15 protein-coding genes are annotated in these 17,442 nt (G+C 35.4%); 14 read left to right on the top strand and 1 reads right to left on the bottom strand.

All coding sequences use genetic code 11. The annotated features are described in order from the left end of the window. The first annotated feature begins 1,202 nt into the window (after positions 1–1,202). The 6 genes from EEJ45_RS07710 (at position 1,203) to EEJ45_RS07685 (ending at position 8,494) form a co-directional block, all read left to right on the top strand. Positions 1,203–1,829, top strand: coding sequence for a recombinase family protein (locus tag EEJ45_RS07710; protein ID WP_124564219.1), 627 nt, complete (start codon positions 1,203–1,205; stop codon positions 1,827–1,829). Between the two features lie 285 nt (positions 1,830–2,114). Then, a complete protein-coding gene (locus EEJ45_RS07705) occupies positions 2,115–2,420 on the top strand; it encodes a hypothetical protein (protein ID WP_124564218.1) in 306 nt (101 codons plus the stop codon). A 320-nt stretch (positions 2,421–2,740) separates the two neighbouring features. Then, positions 2,741–3,058: an IS66 family insertion sequence element accessory protein TnpB gene (gene tnpB, locus EEJ45_RS07700; RefSeq protein WP_342769348.1), complete on the top strand. Its 318-nt coding sequence runs from the start codon at positions 2,741–2,743 to the stop codon at positions 3,056–3,058. A 267-nt stretch (positions 3,059–3,325) separates the two neighbouring features. After that, positions 3,326–4,288, top strand: coding sequence for a tRNA dihydrouridine synthase (locus EEJ45_RS07695; RefSeq protein ID WP_124564237.1), 963 nt, complete (start codon positions 3,326–3,328; stop codon positions 4,286–4,288). 308 nt (positions 4,289–4,596) lie between these two features. Then, entirely contained in the window at positions 4,597–6,528 is a 1,932-nt protein-coding gene (locus EEJ45_RS07690) for a PhoX family protein (protein WP_124564216.1), read from the top strand. Positions 6,529–6,991: 463 nt separating this feature from the next. After that, a complete protein-coding gene (locus EEJ45_RS07685; protein ID WP_124564215.1) occupies positions 6,992–8,494 on the top strand; it encodes a malate:quinone oxidoreductase in 1,503 nt (500 codons plus the stop codon). Between the two features lie 65 nt (positions 8,495–8,559). Here EEJ45_RS07685 and EEJ45_RS07680 read toward each other — a convergent pair whose 3' ends face one another. After that, positions 8,560–9,159, bottom strand: coding sequence for an SET domain-containing protein (locus tag EEJ45_RS07680; RefSeq protein ID WP_124564214.1), 600 nt, complete (start codon positions 9,157–9,159; stop codon positions 8,560–8,562). A 236-nt stretch (positions 9,160–9,395) separates the two neighbouring features. Between EEJ45_RS07680 and EEJ45_RS19045 the strand changes: the two genes are divergently transcribed. From EEJ45_RS19045 to EEJ45_RS07645, 8 genes are all read left to right on the top strand, one after another. Next, positions 9,396–9,587 carry a hypothetical protein gene (locus EEJ45_RS19045; protein ID WP_245999853.1) on the top strand — a complete coding sequence of 64 codons (192 nt, stop codon included), beginning with the start codon at positions 9,396–9,398 and terminating at the stop codon, positions 9,585–9,587. Positions 9,588–9,722: 135 nt separating this feature from the next. Further along, positions 9,723–9,893 carry an L-serine ammonia-lyase, iron-sulfur-dependent, subunit alpha gene (locus EEJ45_RS19040; protein ID WP_245999852.1) on the top strand — a complete coding sequence of 57 codons (171 nt, stop codon included), beginning with the start codon at positions 9,723–9,725 and terminating at the stop codon, positions 9,891–9,893. A gap of 355 nt (positions 9,894–10,248) precedes the next feature. Further along, positions 10,249–11,313, top strand: coding sequence for an acyltransferase family protein (locus EEJ45_RS07670; RefSeq protein WP_164464223.1), 1,065 nt, complete (start codon positions 10,249–10,251; stop codon positions 11,311–11,313). 76 nt (positions 11,314–11,389) lie between these two features. Further along, complete coding sequence (locus EEJ45_RS07665) at positions 11,390–12,136, top strand: LicD family protein (RefSeq protein ID WP_164464222.1); 747 nt, start codon at positions 11,390–11,392, stop codon at positions 12,134–12,136. Between the two features lie 102 nt (positions 12,137–12,238). After that, positions 12,239–13,693, top strand: a complete 1,455-nt coding sequence (locus EEJ45_RS07660; protein ID WP_124564211.1) for an oligosaccharide flippase family protein — start codon at positions 12,239–12,241, stop codon at positions 13,691–13,693. 171 nt (positions 13,694–13,864) lie between these two features. Further along, entirely contained in the window at positions 13,865–15,718 is a 1,854-nt protein-coding gene (locus tag EEJ45_RS07655; protein ID WP_124564210.1) for a phosphotransferase, read from the top strand. Between the two features lie 18 nt (positions 15,719–15,736). After that, complete coding sequence (locus EEJ45_RS07650; protein WP_124564236.1) at positions 15,737–16,717, top strand: EamA family transporter; 981 nt, start codon at positions 15,737–15,739, stop codon at positions 16,715–16,717. Next, positions 16,714–17,412: a sugar phosphate nucleotidyltransferase gene (locus EEJ45_RS07645; protein WP_124564209.1), complete on the top strand. Its 699-nt coding sequence runs from the start codon at positions 16,714–16,716 to the stop codon at positions 17,410–17,412. The genes EEJ45_RS07650 and EEJ45_RS07645 overlap by 4 nt, the downstream gene beginning before the upstream one ends. Positions 17,413–17,442: the final 30 nt, after the last annotated feature.

The following is a 17,442-nucleotide window of genomic DNA, read 5'->3' as shown; positions in this document are numbered from 1 at the left end:
TTGAAGAAGCAGTCACGAGCTTTCTGACTGAAGTCTCAGCTACGCCGGCAGCTGTGCTGCAGCGTCTCGGCATTCACTGAGCGCCGTATGTCGAAAAATTAAATCACTTATATATAGATGAGTTTAATAAGAACATCTATCAAGATGGCAATAAGCAAAAACAACTTTATATACCGTTGGATTGAAGTACATAAAAGAACGGTTTTATAAATAATGAACATAAAAATAGTGACGTAGCCACGCAATCCCTGTTAAAATATTTCCCGTATAAAACATAAGAAAATCCTCTCAATTAACATACTTTTACCGTGCGAACATTTTCTCCCAAAAACACTAAAGAATATTAACAATTACCGAAAACATAGAATTGAAACGAATCAAACCAAAAAGTCCTCATTATAGAGGATTTTTTGGTGATTATTCCACTCCCCCACTCTGTAATATTTTTATCTCGTGAATTATTCCAAAAAAACTGTCAATTGAGATATAATCATGTATAAGTTATTGTGTAACTTATTCTACTAACGAAGCAGTTTAGTGCAGGAAAGACAAATAGTGAAACTTTTCATTTACTGTATTCGTATTGTATAAAAGGGGGTTGTACAAGTGAATGACACAATTGGTTATGCAATAGTTGCATTATTTATTATGGGTTCTACATATGGGTTAATTAAACAACTTCAACTTACTATGAATATTCAAAGGAATAATAAATCAGATAGAAGGTTAGTAATCGGTAATTATCTAACAAGTATTTCATTTGCAGGATTTATTATATCGTTCATATTAAATGTATTGGTTGCAATACAGGTTATCCAATCAAGTACGATAACGAGTAACAATACCAGTGTTAGTTGCGTTTTCTTTCTATTGGTACTTTTAGTATCCAGATTTCTAATAACACCTAAAAATCACTAACCTTGTTGGCGTATTAAGCTAACAGGTAGCTTTAATTCAAGAACAGGACTGTCAAAAGACGGTCTTTTTTATGTTTTTAAGAATCAATATAATTCTCGTTTAGTACAGAAGTTGTTTTTTGATAGTTTATTAAGGTATACCTTTAAGGAAATCAAAAACAGGGTTTATTTATAGTTTATAAAGTTTATTCTAATATTTTACAAACGTTTATAAAATATGTTTATCTTTATAAACACATGGATTATAATAGAATTAACAAATAACCCATAGGAACGGTGAAGAACATGAGTAAAAAGACTTTTGCTTACATAAGGGTATCAAGCAAAGACCAAAATGAAGCCAGACAATTAAAAGAAATCCTAGAATTAGGCATAAATGAACGTGATATATTTATTGATAAGGAAAGTGGAAAAGACTTCAATAGAAGCCAATACAAAGCGTTAAAGCAGTGTTTACGTGAAGGGGATTTACTTTATATTAAATCAATTGACCGATTCGGCAGAAACTCAAAAGAGATAAAGAAAGAATGGGAAGATATTACCCAAAACATCAAAGCTGATATAAAAGTATTGGATATGCCCTTACTTGATACAACGCAATATAAAGACCAATTGGGGTCATTTGTATCTGACCTTGTTTTACAAGTTTTAGCCTTTGTAAGTGAGCGTGAACGTGATAATATTCTTCAACGACAAGCCGAAGGAATAAAAGTTGCAAAGGCACAAGGAAAACATCTAGGTAGACCACAATTAAATCTAAGTACATTAAACAAGGAACAAAGACAAAAGTTAGATAGTAACTATCCTAAATGGAAAAGAAAAGAGATAACAGGGGTTGAATTTATGACCTTGTTAGAGTTAAAAAAGAACTCATTCTATAAAATCATCGGAGAATATGAACAAACAATTTAGGCATCCTCCTAGGGTGTCTTTGGCTTTTTTATAGTGGGGGGATACTTTTCACCAATTAGGACAAACCCAGAATACTAAATGACATAAGCACAACCACCCTCACACTTTAAAGACAATTCAAATATAAATAATATCCAAAATCCTCTTAATATAGGGGATTTTTTTTATTCTACTTAATATTTAAGTTATGGGGCAAAATTTGTTGAAAAAGATATACAAACATTTATATCTATAAATTAGGGATTTTTGTATAATTTAGAAAAGGTTGAGGTGGGGGAGAAAATTATGAGTTTATTCTTAAATAAATTGGGTAAGCGAATAGTTAAAGATAGAATTAAGCCTTTTGTATTTATACAGCTAATAGTACTAATAGCTTATCTTATTGTTAGTTTTTATTCTTTAAAAAATCATGAAGTAAATTATTTCTATCAAGGACTTAGTCAGGTTATTGTAGCTGTCTTCTGGCTTTTAATGGGGATAGAACAATTTATATTAAAAAAGAAATTATATTCCATTTTCAGCATAATTTTTAGTGTATTATTTATCTATTTAGCAATACAAAGCTTTTCTTTATTAAAAATAAAGGGATAATGGATATAATTTTTCGAAATATCGAACCGTTAATTATTGTAGCAAAAAAGCCCTATTGATGTAGGGCTTTCATTCTATATTCCTATAAAGATTTTTTGCTCAAAATTAACTTTGTTCTTTGGTGATGTACGGTGAACCGTATCATAAGTAGAGGCAAAAAATTTTGAAGGTAAAGAGGCAAATGCTCTTCACCTTTGGGTATTATAGATAATTGTTCCCCAGATGGATCGCCAAAGAAGTGATGCAAGAGGACAATGGACTTTGATTTGCAGTTGAAGCTTCTGTGAAGTACGATTACACAGCGGTAAAAAACATAATACATTATTTGCGGCAAAACAGATATGAGAAAAGGAATTGAAGGTCTAGCAACACTGATTCAAGATTCTTTCAAATTTAATCCGTACGGTGATTCCATCTTCCTGTTTTCTGGATGGAGTAAAGATCGCTATAAATGTTTGTATTTTGATGGCGACGGCCTCGCGATGCTTTATAAACGCCTAGATAGCAGGAAGCTTCAACGGCCCAAGAACGAGAAGGAAGTTCGCAATTTGTCTCAACAGGAGCTGCGCTGGCTTCTTGAAGGGCTATCCATCCAACAGCCAAAGGCCATCCCGCAATCATCGAAAGGTGTATGTTAAAGCAATTTTATCGTTATTTCTTCTATACAGCATGTGGAAAGTAAAATAGCCGTATATCTTATGAAAAATGAATGATATACGGCTATTTGTGTTGCGTACCGTGAAGGTGCACTTATTTTTATAATTCGGGTTTACTGTGTTTCTGCATTTATATTTGAAAATAAGTTGTTAACCATGATATAAGATAAAAGAAGTAAAATATTTGGCTTTATGTTTTTTGATCAAGTGTTTGAAATTGTATTCGAAACGAGAGGATTTGAGTTTGAAATGATAGATAACTTTTGGCGTGATTTACCACGACCATTTTTTGTACTTGCACCAATGGAAGATGTGACAGATGTTGTGTTTCGTCATGTGGTAAGTAAAGCTGGCCGACCGGATGTGTTTTTCACAGAGTTTACAAACTCGGATAGCTATTGTCATCCAGATGGCAAGGATAGCGTGCGTGGTCGTTTGCTTTTTACAGAGGATGAACAGCCAATGGTGGCACATATTTGGGGAGACAATCCCGAATATTTCCGTCAAATGAGCATTGGTATGGCAGAGCTAGGCTTTAAAGGTATTGATATTAATATGGGCTGCCCTGTACCGAATGTGGCATCAAGAGGAAAAGGGAGCGGTCTTATACTGCGCCCAGACGTTGCGGCAGAACTTATTCAAGCAGCAAAAGCAGGCGGACTGCCTGTCAGTGTAAAAACACGACTTGGCTATGAGGATGTAAATGAGTGGGAGGCATGGTTAACGCATATTTTAAAACAGGATATTGCCAACCTGTCTATTCATTTACGTACAAGAAAAGAAATGAGTGAAGTAGCTGCACATTGGGAGCTCATTCCAGAAATTAAAGAATTACGTGACCGTATTGCACCAGATACGCTATTGACGATTAATGGAGACATTCCTGACCGTCAAACAGGGCTGCAGCTGGCTGAACAATATGGTATTGATGGTGTGATGATTGGCCGAGGTATTTTTAAAAATCCGTTTGCATTTGAAAAAGAGCCGAGAGAGCATAGCAGTAAAGAATATCTTGATTTGCTAAGACTACAGCTCGATTTGCAGGATCATTATGCGGAAATCGTGCCGCGATCAATAACGAAGCTTCATCGCTTTTTCAAAATCTACGTTAAAGGGTTTCCTGGTGCTGCTGAGTTAAGAACAAAGTTAATGAGCACGAGATCGACAGATGAAGTGCGTGCATTGCTTGATAACTTTGAAAAGGAATGTTGATGCGGCAAGGAAAGTGATAGGATGTAACTCTCAATAGCTAGAGAAAAAATATGTTATATCAACTGTACTGATTTGATTGGGATAGAAGGTATGTGCTTCAGAATGTTAAGGAGAAAAGAGAGGATAACAAATCCTCTCTTTTTTCATGCAAGAAGCAACGATACGCATTGATAAAGATGCAAGCATTTCTAACATTTGTTTCCAAACTGTAATAAAATATACCCAATCATTAAACAAGATTAACATGTACTTAAAATCTATCGTGTTTAATAGAGTTGTGAAAGATAAATTACTAGGAGGCTATTAGGATGATTAATAAGAAACTAGTAAAAAAGGGAGCAGCTTTAGCGCTTGCCCTAGCTATTACAGCTCCAGCACTAGCACCTGCAGAAGTAGCTGCTCAGAATAAATTTAAAGTAGAATCAGTTAAGTTTAATGGAATGAAGGCACCTACTACTGTTGACGAAATGGTAAAAACATATACAAACGCATCAGTTACAGTAAAGTATCAAAATGGGAAAGAGAAAACATTCCCGTTAACATACAAAACTTTGTTTAAATCAGAAGATAAAGTAGCAACAGTAAAGGGAGAACGAGTTCCTGCGGGTACACCAATTGATGTGAATGGAAATCCTATTGTTGATCCAAGTAGCCCAGAAAAAAAATACTTTGTTTCAGATGCACCAGACTCAAATACAATATTGAACCCAATTAACGGTAAGTTATATATGATTACGCATTACGAGTATCAAACGGTTGATGCTGCCGGGAAATCAGCTTATGGATTAGTTCCTGCTTCTATGTCTTTAACGGAATTGAATCAAAACTCAAAAACAGGAGAGCTTAAAGCAAAATCCGTTAAAAAAATTGATTTTTCTGCAGTAAACGGTCTTTGGATTCCTTGTAATGGCTCTATGTCCCCATGGAATACGCACTTAGGCTCTGAAGAGTATGAGCCAGACGCACGTCAGTTTTTAGATACACAATCTAAAACAAGAAGCCAAGTAGAAACGTTTGCTCAGTTTTACTTTGGAGATAAGTCAAAAGCAAATCCATACTTCTATGGCTTTACGCCAGAAATTACAGTAGATAAAAAAGGTAAAGCTTCGGTCGTGAAGCATTACAGCACTGGACGTATTTCGCATGAATTAGCTAAGGTAATGCCGGATAATAGAACTGTTTATTTTGGTGATGATGGTGGGAATACAGGATTATTTATGTATGTAGCCGATAAAGAAAAAGATTTATCAGCAGGTACACTATATGCAGCTAAATTTAAGCAAACAGGTTCCGAAAATGGTGGTTCTGGTGATTTAGAGTGGATTAATCTAGGGCATGCGACGGATAAGGAGGTAGAAGATATCATTAAGAGCGGCATCACGTTTAATGATATTTTTGAAACTTCAGAGGTCCCTGCTGAAGGTTTTACAGCCATTAAGCAATATTCATACGGTAAGATAGAGTATTTAAAAGTAAAGCCTGGTAAAGAAAAAGCAGCAGCTTTCCTGGAAACACGTCGTTATGCAGCTATGCTTGGCGCAACAACAGAGTTTAACAAAATGGAAGGTGTAACGTTAAACGAAAAAGATAGAAAGCTATACCTAGCAATTTCTGACCAAAGCAAAAGTATGGAAAAGGATCCGACAGGAAAAGATCCGGCCGACCATATTCAACTACCAAAAATTAAATCAGGTGTAACGTATGAATTAGGGTTGAAAAAAGGTCAAACAGATAGCAAAGGAAAAGCGATTCATAGCTCCTATGTAGCTCCTTCTATGCATGGCTTAATTGTAGGTGAAGATCTTCCTAAAGCTGATGCTTATGGTAATACAGCAAATGTAGATAAAGTAGCTAACCCAGATAATCTAAGCTATTCTGAAGCAATGAGAACACTCTTTATCGGCGAGGATAGCGGAAACCATACCAATAACTATGTTTGGGCTTATAATGTTGATACAAAAGAGTTAGCGCGTATTTTATCTGTTCCAGCTGGTGCAGAAGCAACCGGATTGAATGCTATAGATAACAGAAATAACTACGCTTATATCTTTAGCAATTTCCAACACCCTGGTGATGAGATTGCTGATAGATCAATTACAGCGGTTAATAAAGATGAGTTATTGAAGGCCGTGGATGAACAGATTGGAATTAATAAAACAGGTGGTATTGGATATATCTCTGGTCTACCTTTTTTTACAAAGATGTCAGATGCTGCATCTAAAAAGTCTGCAAGTAAATAAGCTAAAATAAAAAGGCAACTACAAAGCTATCAAATAGCTTTGTAGTTGCCTTTTTATATAGATGAACACTGTGGAGATGTTAATTCTATATAAGTACAACTAGAAAAACCGACATTCTTTTTTGTGGGAAAGAAAAAGGGGCATGCGATCAGGGTCTAAGAGATACGCGTGTCAAGTAAGAACATACATAATATAGCGAGGGGGTTTGGAGCCGTGATTTTCTTGCTGTTTCTATGTCGAAAAAAACATGTAAACTTATATAGTATATAAAACAGGTTTGTATGTTCGCTCATAAATAGTAAAAGGATATTTTAATATTTTAAATATTTCTGATATAATATTAATAAGGCTATGGATGATTCAGAGAAGATATGTATGTAGGTCATACTCTTGCTTTACTTTAATGCCAAAACATAAGTGTCTATATCTTTTCTGCAAATCTTAGGGGATAAGGATGGGGAAAATGAGTAACAGACAAACAAGCACAGACGTTATTTTAATAGGTGCCGGGGTCATGAGTGCAACTTTAGGCGCATTACTAAAAGAGTTAGCACCAGAATGGGAAATAAAAGTATTTGAGAAGCTTGCCAATGCAGGAGAAGAAAGTTCTAATGAATGGAATAATGCGGGAACGGGTCATGCTGCACTGTGTGAGCTTAACTATACATCTGAAAAATCCGATGGATCGGTAGATGTTAGCAAAGCAATAAAGATTAATGAGCAGTTTCAGCTCTCAAAGCAGTTCTGGTCTTATCTTGTGAATAAAAACGTGATTCAAAATCCACAGGATTTTATTATGCCCATACCTCATATGAGTTTAGTGCAAGGAGAAAAGGATGTAGCCTTTTTGAAAAAGCGTTTTGAAGCGCTTTCAAAAAATCCGTTGTTTCAAGGAATGGAATTTTCTACGGACCCTGAGAAGTTGAAAAAGTGGATGCCACTTATTATGGAAGGACGTACATCTCATGAACCAATGGCAGCTACTAAAATTGAATCCGGTACAGATGTAAACTTTGGTGCTTTAACACGTATTTTGTTTGAGCATTTAAAGAGTAAACATGTTCAAATTCACTATAAGCATAGTGTTGAGAATATTAAACGTGCAAATGATGGTTTATGGGAATTGAAAGTGCGTAATGTAGATAGCGGTGTTGTTGAGCATCATGCTGCCAAATTCGTATTTATTGGAGGCGGAGGGGGAAGCTTGCCTTTGCTACAAAAAACAGGAATTCCTGAGTCTAAACGAATTGGCGGATTCCCAGTAAGTGGTCTGTTTATGGTATGTAAAAACCCTGAGGTTATAGAAAAGCATCATGCAAAGGTATATGGTAAAGCGAAGGTTGGCGCTCCACCAATGTCAGTGCCACATCTTGATACGAGATATATCAATGGTGAAAAAACATTATTGTTTGGACCATTTGCCGGTTTTTCACCAAAGTTTTTAAAAACAGGTTCATATTTTGATTTAATTGGCTCTGTAAAGCCAAACAATGTCCTTACAATGCTAGCGGCAGGTATAAAGGAGATGGCCTTAACAAAATACTTAATTCAACAAGTCATGTTATCTAATGAAAAGCGTATGGAAGAATTGCGTGAGTTCATCCCAAATGCTAAAAGCGAGGATTGGGATATCATTGTGGCGGGCCAGCGCGTACAGGTTATTAAGGATACAGAAACGGGCGGAAAAGGAACACTTCAATTTGGTACAGAAGTAGTCAGTGCGGCAGATGGTTCTATAGCGGCATTACTAGGAGCTTCCCCAGGAGCTTCTACTGCGGTTCATGTGATGCTTGAAGTATTGGAAAAGTGTTTCCCTGAACAAATGCATGTATGGGAAGCTAAAATAAAAGAAATGGTTCCTTCTTATGGGATATCATTAGCTGGAAAACCAGAATTGTTTCAACAGATTGATGCTTCTACATCCGAAACTTTGGGACTGTGCAAAAAAAAACTGGTTTATAGTTAATTTGAGAAGTAGATAGAAGAAAAAGAGGGGGATTTTTAAAAACACCCCCTCTTTTTCTTGCTAGTTTAAATTGTATCTTCATCATTAATAAATATAGTTAGAATGGAATCTAATGCTTCAGTTCCGTTAGCTACTACGTTTACTTTATTGACATATTTCTCGCCAATTAGATGCTTTAAAGGTTGTTTTACCTTGTTGAAGTATTTAAATGCTTCTCTCGCCATTTCATCCCATACTGTATAATAGGTTAAATAATCGTTTGCAGTCACTCTTATTCTTGATGTACCTTCTTCCGGTATGCATTGAAATGTCTCGTCTTCTCCCATCGCTCCATAATCAGCTGTCAATTGTTCGCCAGGTTGGATGTCCCTCGCAGCTAATTCAAAGTCATATGCAGTATCTACGCAATTTGGATTGAAGCTATGATTCATGTATCTCGCATGATCCCAACATAACACATACTCCCCCTCACGATCTTCGTAAGCATATTTATATATAAACTCTTTTCTAATAGCGTCAAGACTTTCAATATACTCTTCACTAAGAATCATATCTAAGTCATCTTTAATCCAAACGATAGTCCCTTTTGGAATGAATTTGGTTGCAAATATACCAATCCCTACCTCTTTACTTACATATCGAATTTCTGTATCTGGATGCATCATTTTCTATTCCTCCTTTGTATTAACTAGCTTCAATATATTTATGCGCGTGTTTTATAATTGGAGTAGATTTTTGTCCCATCCTCACACTACGATAATATAAACTTAAAAAATGATTGAGCACCTAAGTATTTCTAAAATTAGCCCTAATTTTTTTTAGTCAACACGTGTTACACTGAAGGAAATAAAAAAATAAGATAGATGCAGCAGATATGAGGTAGCAAAAAATACGAGCTATTTTGAAGGAAGAATTAGTAGTTGCATTGGGATGTACGGAGCCAGTAGCAATCGCGTTAGCCGCTGCAACAGCAAGAAGCTATGTGATGGAGGAGGCAATTGAATCTCTTCATTTAGAAGCTAGCGGAAGTGGAAATCAAGGGATTGCTGTTACTCTTCCAGTTGTAGCGGTTGCAGAGCGACTAGGCTTCTAAGGAGAAGATGGTACGCGCTGTGGCCCTCAGTCATTTAATCTAAGTTTGGTCGCCTTTCCGCCTTATGTGGTGTAACTGCTGCAGGAATGGGAGCAAGCGGAGGTATCGTATATTTGCTGGGGGGGACTTGAAGAAGTGAGGGCATCCATCCAGAATACAATCGGTAATGTTTCCGGTATGGTTTGTGATGGTGCTAAGGCATGTTGTGCAATGAAGGTGTCTACTTGTGCTAATGTTGCTGTTCAATCCGCTCTTATGGCAATCAATCAGCAGAGGATTCAGTCGACAGATGGTTTTATTCAATGATGATGTCGAGAAAAGTATTGAAAGCTTCTGCAAGCTTGGAAACGAGGGAACGAGACAAACAGATGAGCTTATCTTACAGCTCATGATGGAAAAGGAATCCGCCTTAAAGGGGAGCATTTAAAAATAGGTACTGTCTGTGATGGCAGTACCTGTTGATTTTATTCTTGTTTTAGAAAATGCCAAGCATAGTCAACCTCTAGATTTATAACGCCCATAAAGACAAATGAAAATTGGCATCCATAAGGATTTCCCATATAAAGGTACTTACTATATTTTGCGTGTTGACAATACATATAACACTTGTATACACTACGTGAGAATTCACTATAAAATAGGTAAGATGGAGAACATAGACATGAGCATTTCAAATAGGATTGAGTGGATTGATGTATGTAAAGGAATGGGTATTTTCCTGGTGGTGTTGGGTCACACCATGATTGATGGTACGGCGAGAAGTTATATTTATTCATTTCATATGCCGCTTTTCTTTTTCATATCAGGTTATTTGTTTTCAACTAAAAAGTATGCTACGTTTAAAGAGTTTCTAGTGTCTAAGGCAAAGACGTTATTAATTCCTTATATAAGTTTTTCCATTATTGCGCTTATTGCCCTGAAGATACTAGTTCATCAAAGCATAGATGTAACAAGCTTTATAAAAGCATTTGTTATGTCAAAAAGAAATGAAATTTACTATAATGACCCGTTATGGTTTTTAACGGCTTTATTTACAATTGAGGTTATATATTATCTATTCGATAAGTATGTAAAAAGAAGATATGTTGTAATGACAGTTGCTATTTTAGTAAGCTATTATTCATTTCTTATCTTTAACCCATTAGCGGGTACTCATGTTTTACCATGGAGCTTAGATCAATCTTTATATTATCTTATTTACTTTGGCATTGGGTATTTTATAAAAACAACCATTCCACAGAAAAATAATGTAAAAAAGTCTTATGTATTAATCAGTGGTGCTGTGATGCATATATATATTGTCTGTAACTCTACAGATGTTTTTAATATGTGGAACGTTATTACTGTATATGGTGTGTTGCCAGATAGTGCTAATGTTTACCTTTATGATATATTAACGACACTATGTGCGATTAGTTTTTGGATATATGCATCGGGTTATTTATCTTTTATGAAACCTATAACATACATGGGTAAAAACTCTTTAATCATATTAGCATTGCATATATGTGTAGGATTCAATCTTGTTCATCAGCTCTTTTTACAGAGGGTTTTCCCGATAATTGGATTTTCAATTGAAAATCCTAATATGTTAGGTCTTTTCTTTACTATTGCTTCGCTCTGTATACTAGTTCCTTGTATACATGTGATCAATCGCTATATACCCTTTATACTTGGGAGGATTAGTGTAAAAAAACAATCTCAATCTCAAAAGAGAGCTGCTTAACTTAAAAAATTTTTATGAATTTATACAAACTACAGATATAATATAGTTATAGATGGATATAAAGGGGACGAACTGGATGGAGGCAATTGTTAATCAATTAAAAAAGCACTTACGCAATATGAAGGTGTACGAGCTATTAAAAGCCAATCCGCTATTGGCAAAAGTGAATGCAGGCTATCGCGCAAAGCAAACACAAGAAAAAAGCAAGAAGCTGCAAGAGCATGGATTACAAGCTCTAGCTCTTATGAAAGAAGCTTTGCTTGCAACCGAGCATGAATTTTGGTTAGATTATGGAACTTTATTGGGCGCAATTCGTGAAAAAGATTTTATCGGCCATGACTTTGATATTGATTTTGGTGTGTTATATATAAACAACGAAAAAGTAAAGCAATTAGGTGAATGTTTGCTTACTAAAGGTTTTTCTAAGTCACGAACATTTGACTTAGATGGTCGTATTGTAGAAGAAACATATCTTTATGAAGGCGTTCATATCGATTTGTTTTATTATGAAAGTAGTGCACCGGGGAAAGTAAGTTGCTATTCCTTAGAGGCTGGTGAACATACAAAGTATACGTATCCAGAAGGACGAGAAGAGATTACAAATCTAGTTGTGAAGAAGATTACCTCATCCTTCAATGGAACTACTACAATTGATTTTAAAGGCCATACATTCCCTGTTCCTGCTAATCACCATGAGTATTTAACAGACAATTACGGTGAAACATACATGATTAAGAATGCTAACTGGGATTGGACAACATCCGTTTCTAATTTTGAAGTTTTAAATCATCAAGGTGTAACTAAGGCAGTTATATACAAATAAGCAGAGTTGTATATGTTATAATGATGCATAGAAAAAATAACCTTAATCTATAGATTAAGGTTATTTTATTGCTAGGTAAATTATAGATAAGGAATGAAATGAATGAATCCATCATTATTTAAAAATACCATCTATAAACTCATACTAAATGCTTTTAACTTAGTATTGCCAATCTTTGTAGGAGCGTATGTAGCTCGTACCTTAGGGGCTACCTCAATGGGAAAAGTACAGTTTTCCGAAACCATTTTTATGTACTTCTTTATTTTTGCAACGTTTGGTGTATATCAGTATGGTATGCGGGAAATGAGCCGGGTTAAAGGAAATCCGCAGAAAGTTAGTCAGCTATTTACAAGTTTATTCACGATTAGTACAATTACAAGCTTGCTTTCATTAGGGTTATATATTTTAGTGGTATATACAGGATATGGAGAGCGTGATATATTTCCGATTCTTTTGCTATTTTCATTTAACTTTCTTTCTAATATATTCTATGTAGAGTGGGCAAATGAAGCGCTAGAACGATATGGATTTATAACAGTAAAAACAGTCATCTTACGTTTAATTTATGCTGTGCTGATTATTGTCTTTATTCAAGAGGCTGAGGATTACATCCAGTACACCATTTTATTAGTGCTGTTTATGTTTTTAAACAATATTGTAAGCTTTGTGTATGTAAAACGTCATATTCCATTTTCATTTTCAAATCTTATCTTAAAAAAACATATTAAGCCTTTATTTTTAATGGTTATTTTTTCTAACGCTAGCATTTTGTACACACAGCTGGATCGATTCATGCTTGGTGAATTTTCAAGCGCAAGCAATGTTTCATACTACGTAGTCTCACAGCAAATTATGGGTATCATTAATATGCTAATGTTAAGTGTTGTGCAGGTCACAATTCCAAGGCTTTCCTATCTATCTGAAAATGAAGGCGAAGAAGCATACATCAGCGTATTAAATCAAGTTTCTAAAGTATATTTTTCAACCTTGTTTCCAGCCGCATTCGGTCTGTTCCTCATTTCGGATGTGGGGGTCGTTCTATATGGTGGTGCTGAGTTTACGCCTGCGGGAGCTGTATTAGCTGCTTTTGCGTTATACATGATAACGTTAGGTATGGAATCTATCTTATCTAATCAAATTATGTATATTAAAGAAAAAGAACATATACTTGTTAGAATCGTATTTATTGGTGGTATAGTTAACCTGATATTAAATACTTTTTTAGTTGTATTTGGTTATCTGACGCCATTATATGCTGTATTAACGACCGTGCTTGCTAATGCTGTTCTAGTAGGTGTGGAATACTGGTATATAAGAACAAAGCTAAAAGTTGCGTATCGAATGTTTGAGTGGGCCAAGTTGAAATACTTTGTCTACTCCTTCTTATTTCTCCCTGCATCTTATCCAATTAAAGTGTTCATAGAAAATGTTTTTGTAGAGATAGGATTGTTAGTTATTGTAAATGCTAGTTTATATGTAATCATTCTTTTTGTAACAAAAGATGAAGTTTTATACTTATTCATCAATAAAATGCGAGCGAGATTAAAACGCTCCTAAGTATGAGAAGCACGCAGTGTATAAGCTGCGTGCTTTTTATATAGCAACAGCGTTTTTGTAAATATTACTTTACTTAAATTTAAAGAAAGCTAAATAAAATATTTACATATCGACTGCCCTGTGTCATGATAATCTTACATTCAAAAATTGAATCTATGGAGCGAAGATGGGATGAAGCAGGAAGAATTAAGTATTTTAAATGTAATTAACAATAAAACCGACGTAAATCAGAAGGATATAGCTAAGATGTGCGGCGTATCTGTCGGTAAGATTAATTATATGATTAATCCTTTAATTGAACAGAAGTATATTAATAGAAAACGAGTTGGAAAAAGCACGCGCTATTATTTAACTGAAAAAGGAATTGAATCATTAAAACAAGGTCTTAGCAGTCTGCAAGACAACCGAGTAAACATTCATCATCGTTCATTTAAACCAATTAAGCAAGCTGTCATCTTGGCGGCGGGCCAGCGTAAAGAATTACAAAATCCGGCCGGCTTAGCCGATTTAGATGGACAAGTATTACTTGAGCGCAATGTCGAGATACTGAAAAGAAATGGTATTGAAACTATTGTTATGGTTACAGGCTATAAAAAGGAACTATTTACAAGATTCAGTGAAGATGAATCTATTACAATTGTAGAAAACGATCAGTATAAATGGACAGGCACAATGATTTCTTTAGCGTGCGCTGCAAAATATATTACAGATGACTTCTTATTATGGGAATCAGATATTTTAATTGAAGAGTACGCGATTTCTAAGCTGTTAAATCATGAAGAACGTGATTGCGTTCTCATTACGAATGAAAGTGGCTCGGGTGATGAAGCATTTGTTGAAATTAGAAACGGAAATTTATACAAAATTACAAAAGATATTCATCAGCTAAACAAGATAGATGGAGAAATGGTGGGTATTAGTAAAATTTCCTACAATATGTTTAAATGGCTCTTAACAGAATTCAAGGATAATCGCAATCCATATGTGAATTACGAGTATTTGTTATTAGATGCGGCTAGACACTACAAACTAGGTTATTTAAAGATCCCTGATGCGGTTTGGGCGGAGATTGACACACCACAGCAATACCATAATGTAGTGAACTTTGTTTATCCGAGGCTTAAGCGAAAAGAAGCGGAATATCAAAAACAACAGATTAAAGAGATTTTACGTGAAGCGCTTCAGCTTAATGAGGAGGAACCTTTTACAATTGAGCCGTTTGGCGGTATGACGAATAAAAATTATAAAGTTACACTTCGTAATAAGGAATATGTGTTGCGTATTCCCGGAAATTGTACAGAAAACATGATTAACCGATATGAAGAAAAGTTTAACGCTCGTATCGCAAGTGATTTAGGAATTGATACACCAATCTTTTATTTTAATGAACATACAGGCGTGAAGGTGGCAGAAATGATTCCGGATGCGGAAACCTTAAATGCAAAGAGCGCAAAGCGTCAAGAGCATATGCATTTAACTGCAGAATTGTTGCGGACTCTTCATACTTCTCAGGCTGTGATGAAGAATAGATTTGACGTATTTGAAAAGATTGAGGAATATGAGCTGTTGTTAAAACAGGCAAACGGTGAAAACTTTTCGGACTATAAGGAAACACGTGCAGCAGTTATGCGCATGAAAGATATATATGAAGCTTTAGATGTAACGCTTACCCCTTGTCATAACGATACATTACCTGAAAACTTTGTGAAAAGTGGAAGCGGTAGAATGTATTTGATTGATTGGGAATACAGCGGTATGAATGATCCGATGTGGGACGTAGCGGCTCATTCATTAGAATGTAATTTCTCTCCTGAAGAAGAAGAATTATTTCTTCAGCTCTACTTTGGTCAGCCGGCAGAAGAGAAAATCAAAACACGTATATTGCTTAATAAAATTTTTCAAGACTTTTTATGGAGTATCTGGACTCAGATCAAAGAAGCACAGGGCGATGATTTTGGTACGTATGGAATCGATCGTTATAACAGAGCGAAGGCAAACTTAACGCAATTATTTGAGCGCGTTTAATACAGAGGGGGATATATGATGAACAAGGGGCAAGGAAAAGGTATTTTTTTCGGATTATCTTCAGGTATACTGTGGGCACTTGATACCGTATTAATTGGAATTGTTTTATCAAGAGCAGTATTTTTATCCACAGAACAAGTTATTTTTTTGGCACCGTTAGTAAGTACATTGCTTCATGATACGCTGTCTGCTATCTGGATGGCAATTTATATGTTGTTCCGCGGGGAGCTCAAACAAACACTTTCTAAGCTAAGAACGAAAAGTGGACTGTTTGTTGTATTAGCAGCATTAATGGGGGGGCCAGTAGGTATGACTGGTTATGTGTTAGCGGTAAAATATATCGGCGCCTCTTATACAGCTTCTATCTCAGCAGTTTACCCAGCTATTGGTGCATTGTTTGCGTTTATCTTCCTAAAAGATAAATTAGGTCTTAGAAGTTGGTTTGGTTTGTTGATTAGTATCGGCTTTATCTTTTTCTTGGGATACTCTAATGAAGGAATAGCAACTGAAAGTTATTTGCTTGGATTTTTCTTTGCAGCAATGTGTGTTGTTGGTTGGGGGTTAGAGTGTGTTATTATTGCATATGGTATGAAGGATGATGAAGTAAGTCCAGAACAAGCGTTACAAATCAGACAGCTTACATCAGCCCTTACTTTTGCGGCCATCATTATTCCAGTGTTTGGCGGTCATTTCTTAACAGTGGATGTTTTGATGAGTAAAGAGTTTCCTCTAATTGCAGTCATTGCTTTAGCAGGTACAGCATCTTATGTATTTTACTATAAAGCAATCAATCATATCGGACCTACAAAGGCAATGGCACTCAATATCACATATGCGGCATGGACAGTTATTATTGGTATGATTGTACTAGGAACAGCCTTCTCGCCAAAGCTATTGCTTTGCAGTATTGGAATTATTGTTGGCTCAATTTTAACAGTAGCAAGCCCAAAAGAGGTAATTGGTATTAGTTTTAGAAATGGAGAAAAGAAAACAGCATGAGAGCGATATTACTAGCAGCAGGAATGGGAACAAGATTACGACCGTTAACATTGACTACACCAAAATCGTTAGTTGAAGTAAACGGGAAACCGATGCTAGAAAAGCAAATCGAATTTCTTCGTGAAAAAGGTGTACAAGAAATCATCGTGGTGACAGGCTATTTGCATGAGAAGTTTAACTATTTAACAGAGAAATATGGTGTTACACTCGTTCATAACGATAAATATAATCAGTATAACAATATTTACACGATGTATTTAGTCAGAGAGTATTTAACGGATTCTTATGTAATTGATGCGGATGTATACTTACATCGAAACTTTTTACTGAAAAACCCGCAGACATCATTATATTTTAGCTCAAAAAAACCTGATTTTAAAAACGAATGGGTTTTACGATACGATGAAAATGATCGTATTTACGACATTGAAGTACGAGATGGAAATGATGATTATATTCTTTGTGGTATTTCCTATTGGTCGAAACAAGACGCAGAAAAGATACAAGCAAGTTTAGAACAAATCATTGCAGCAGGGAATTTCACAGATTTATATTGGGATGATGTGGTGAAGCAGAATTTGTCCTCCTTACAAGTACATCTACATCGTATTCAAAGCGATGATAGCTTTGAAATTGATTCTTTGGAGGATTTGAGAAAAATGCAGGAAATTTTAAAGCTACAGGATACAAAATAAAAACAATGGATGTCACTTATCTATAAATAA

This window comes from Ectobacillus antri (assembly GCF_003852715.1).
GTDB lineage: Bacteria > Bacillota > Bacilli > Bacillales > Bacillaceae_G > Ectobacillus > Ectobacillus antri.
Note: the sequence above shows the minus strand (reverse complement) of the source record. Positions and strands in the feature narration are given on the sequence as shown.

What these genes read in the sequence shown, in the direction of transcription:
- EEJ45_RS07660 (WP_124564211.1), top strand. Translation starts at nt 12,239, where the DNA reads ATGAATCCATCATTATTTAAAAATACCATCTATAAACTCATACTAAAT.
- EEJ45_RS07685 (WP_124564215.1), top strand. Translation starts at nt 6,992, where the DNA reads ATGAGTAACAGACAAACAAGCACAGACGTTATTTTAATAGGTGCCGGG.
- EEJ45_RS07680 (WP_124564214.1), bottom strand. Translation starts at nt 9,159, where the DNA reads ATGATGCATCCAGATACAGAAATTCGATATGTAAGTAAAGAGGTAGGG.
- EEJ45_RS07705 (WP_124564218.1), top strand. Translation starts at nt 2,115, where the DNA reads ATGAGTTTATTCTTAAATAAATTGGGTAAGCGAATAGTTAAAGATAGA.
- EEJ45_RS07665 (WP_164464222.1), top strand. Translation starts at nt 11,390, where the DNA reads ATGGAGGCAATTGTTAATCAATTAAAAAAGCACTTACGCAATATGAAG.
- EEJ45_RS07710 (WP_124564219.1), top strand. Translation starts at nt 1,203, where the DNA reads ATGAGTAAAAAGACTTTTGCTTACATAAGGGTATCAAGCAAAGACCAA.
- EEJ45_RS07655 (WP_124564210.1), top strand. Translation starts at nt 13,865, where the DNA reads ATGAAGCAGGAAGAATTAAGTATTTTAAATGTAATTAACAATAAAACC.
- EEJ45_RS07690 (WP_124564216.1), top strand. Translation starts at nt 4,597, where the DNA reads ATGATTAATAAGAAACTAGTAAAAAAGGGAGCAGCTTTAGCGCTTGCC.
- EEJ45_RS07650 (WP_124564236.1), top strand. Translation starts at nt 15,737, where the DNA reads ATGAACAAGGGGCAAGGAAAAGGTATTTTTTTCGGATTATCTTCAGGT.
- EEJ45_RS07695 (WP_124564237.1), top strand. Translation starts at nt 3,326, where the DNA reads ATGATAGATAACTTTTGGCGTGATTTACCACGACCATTTTTTGTACTT.
- EEJ45_RS07670 (WP_164464223.1), top strand. Translation starts at nt 10,249, where the DNA reads ATGAGCATTTCAAATAGGATTGAGTGGATTGATGTATGTAAAGGAATG.
- EEJ45_RS07645 (WP_124564209.1), top strand. Translation starts at nt 16,714, where the DNA reads ATGAGAGCGATATTACTAGCAGCAGGAATGGGAACAAGATTACGACCG.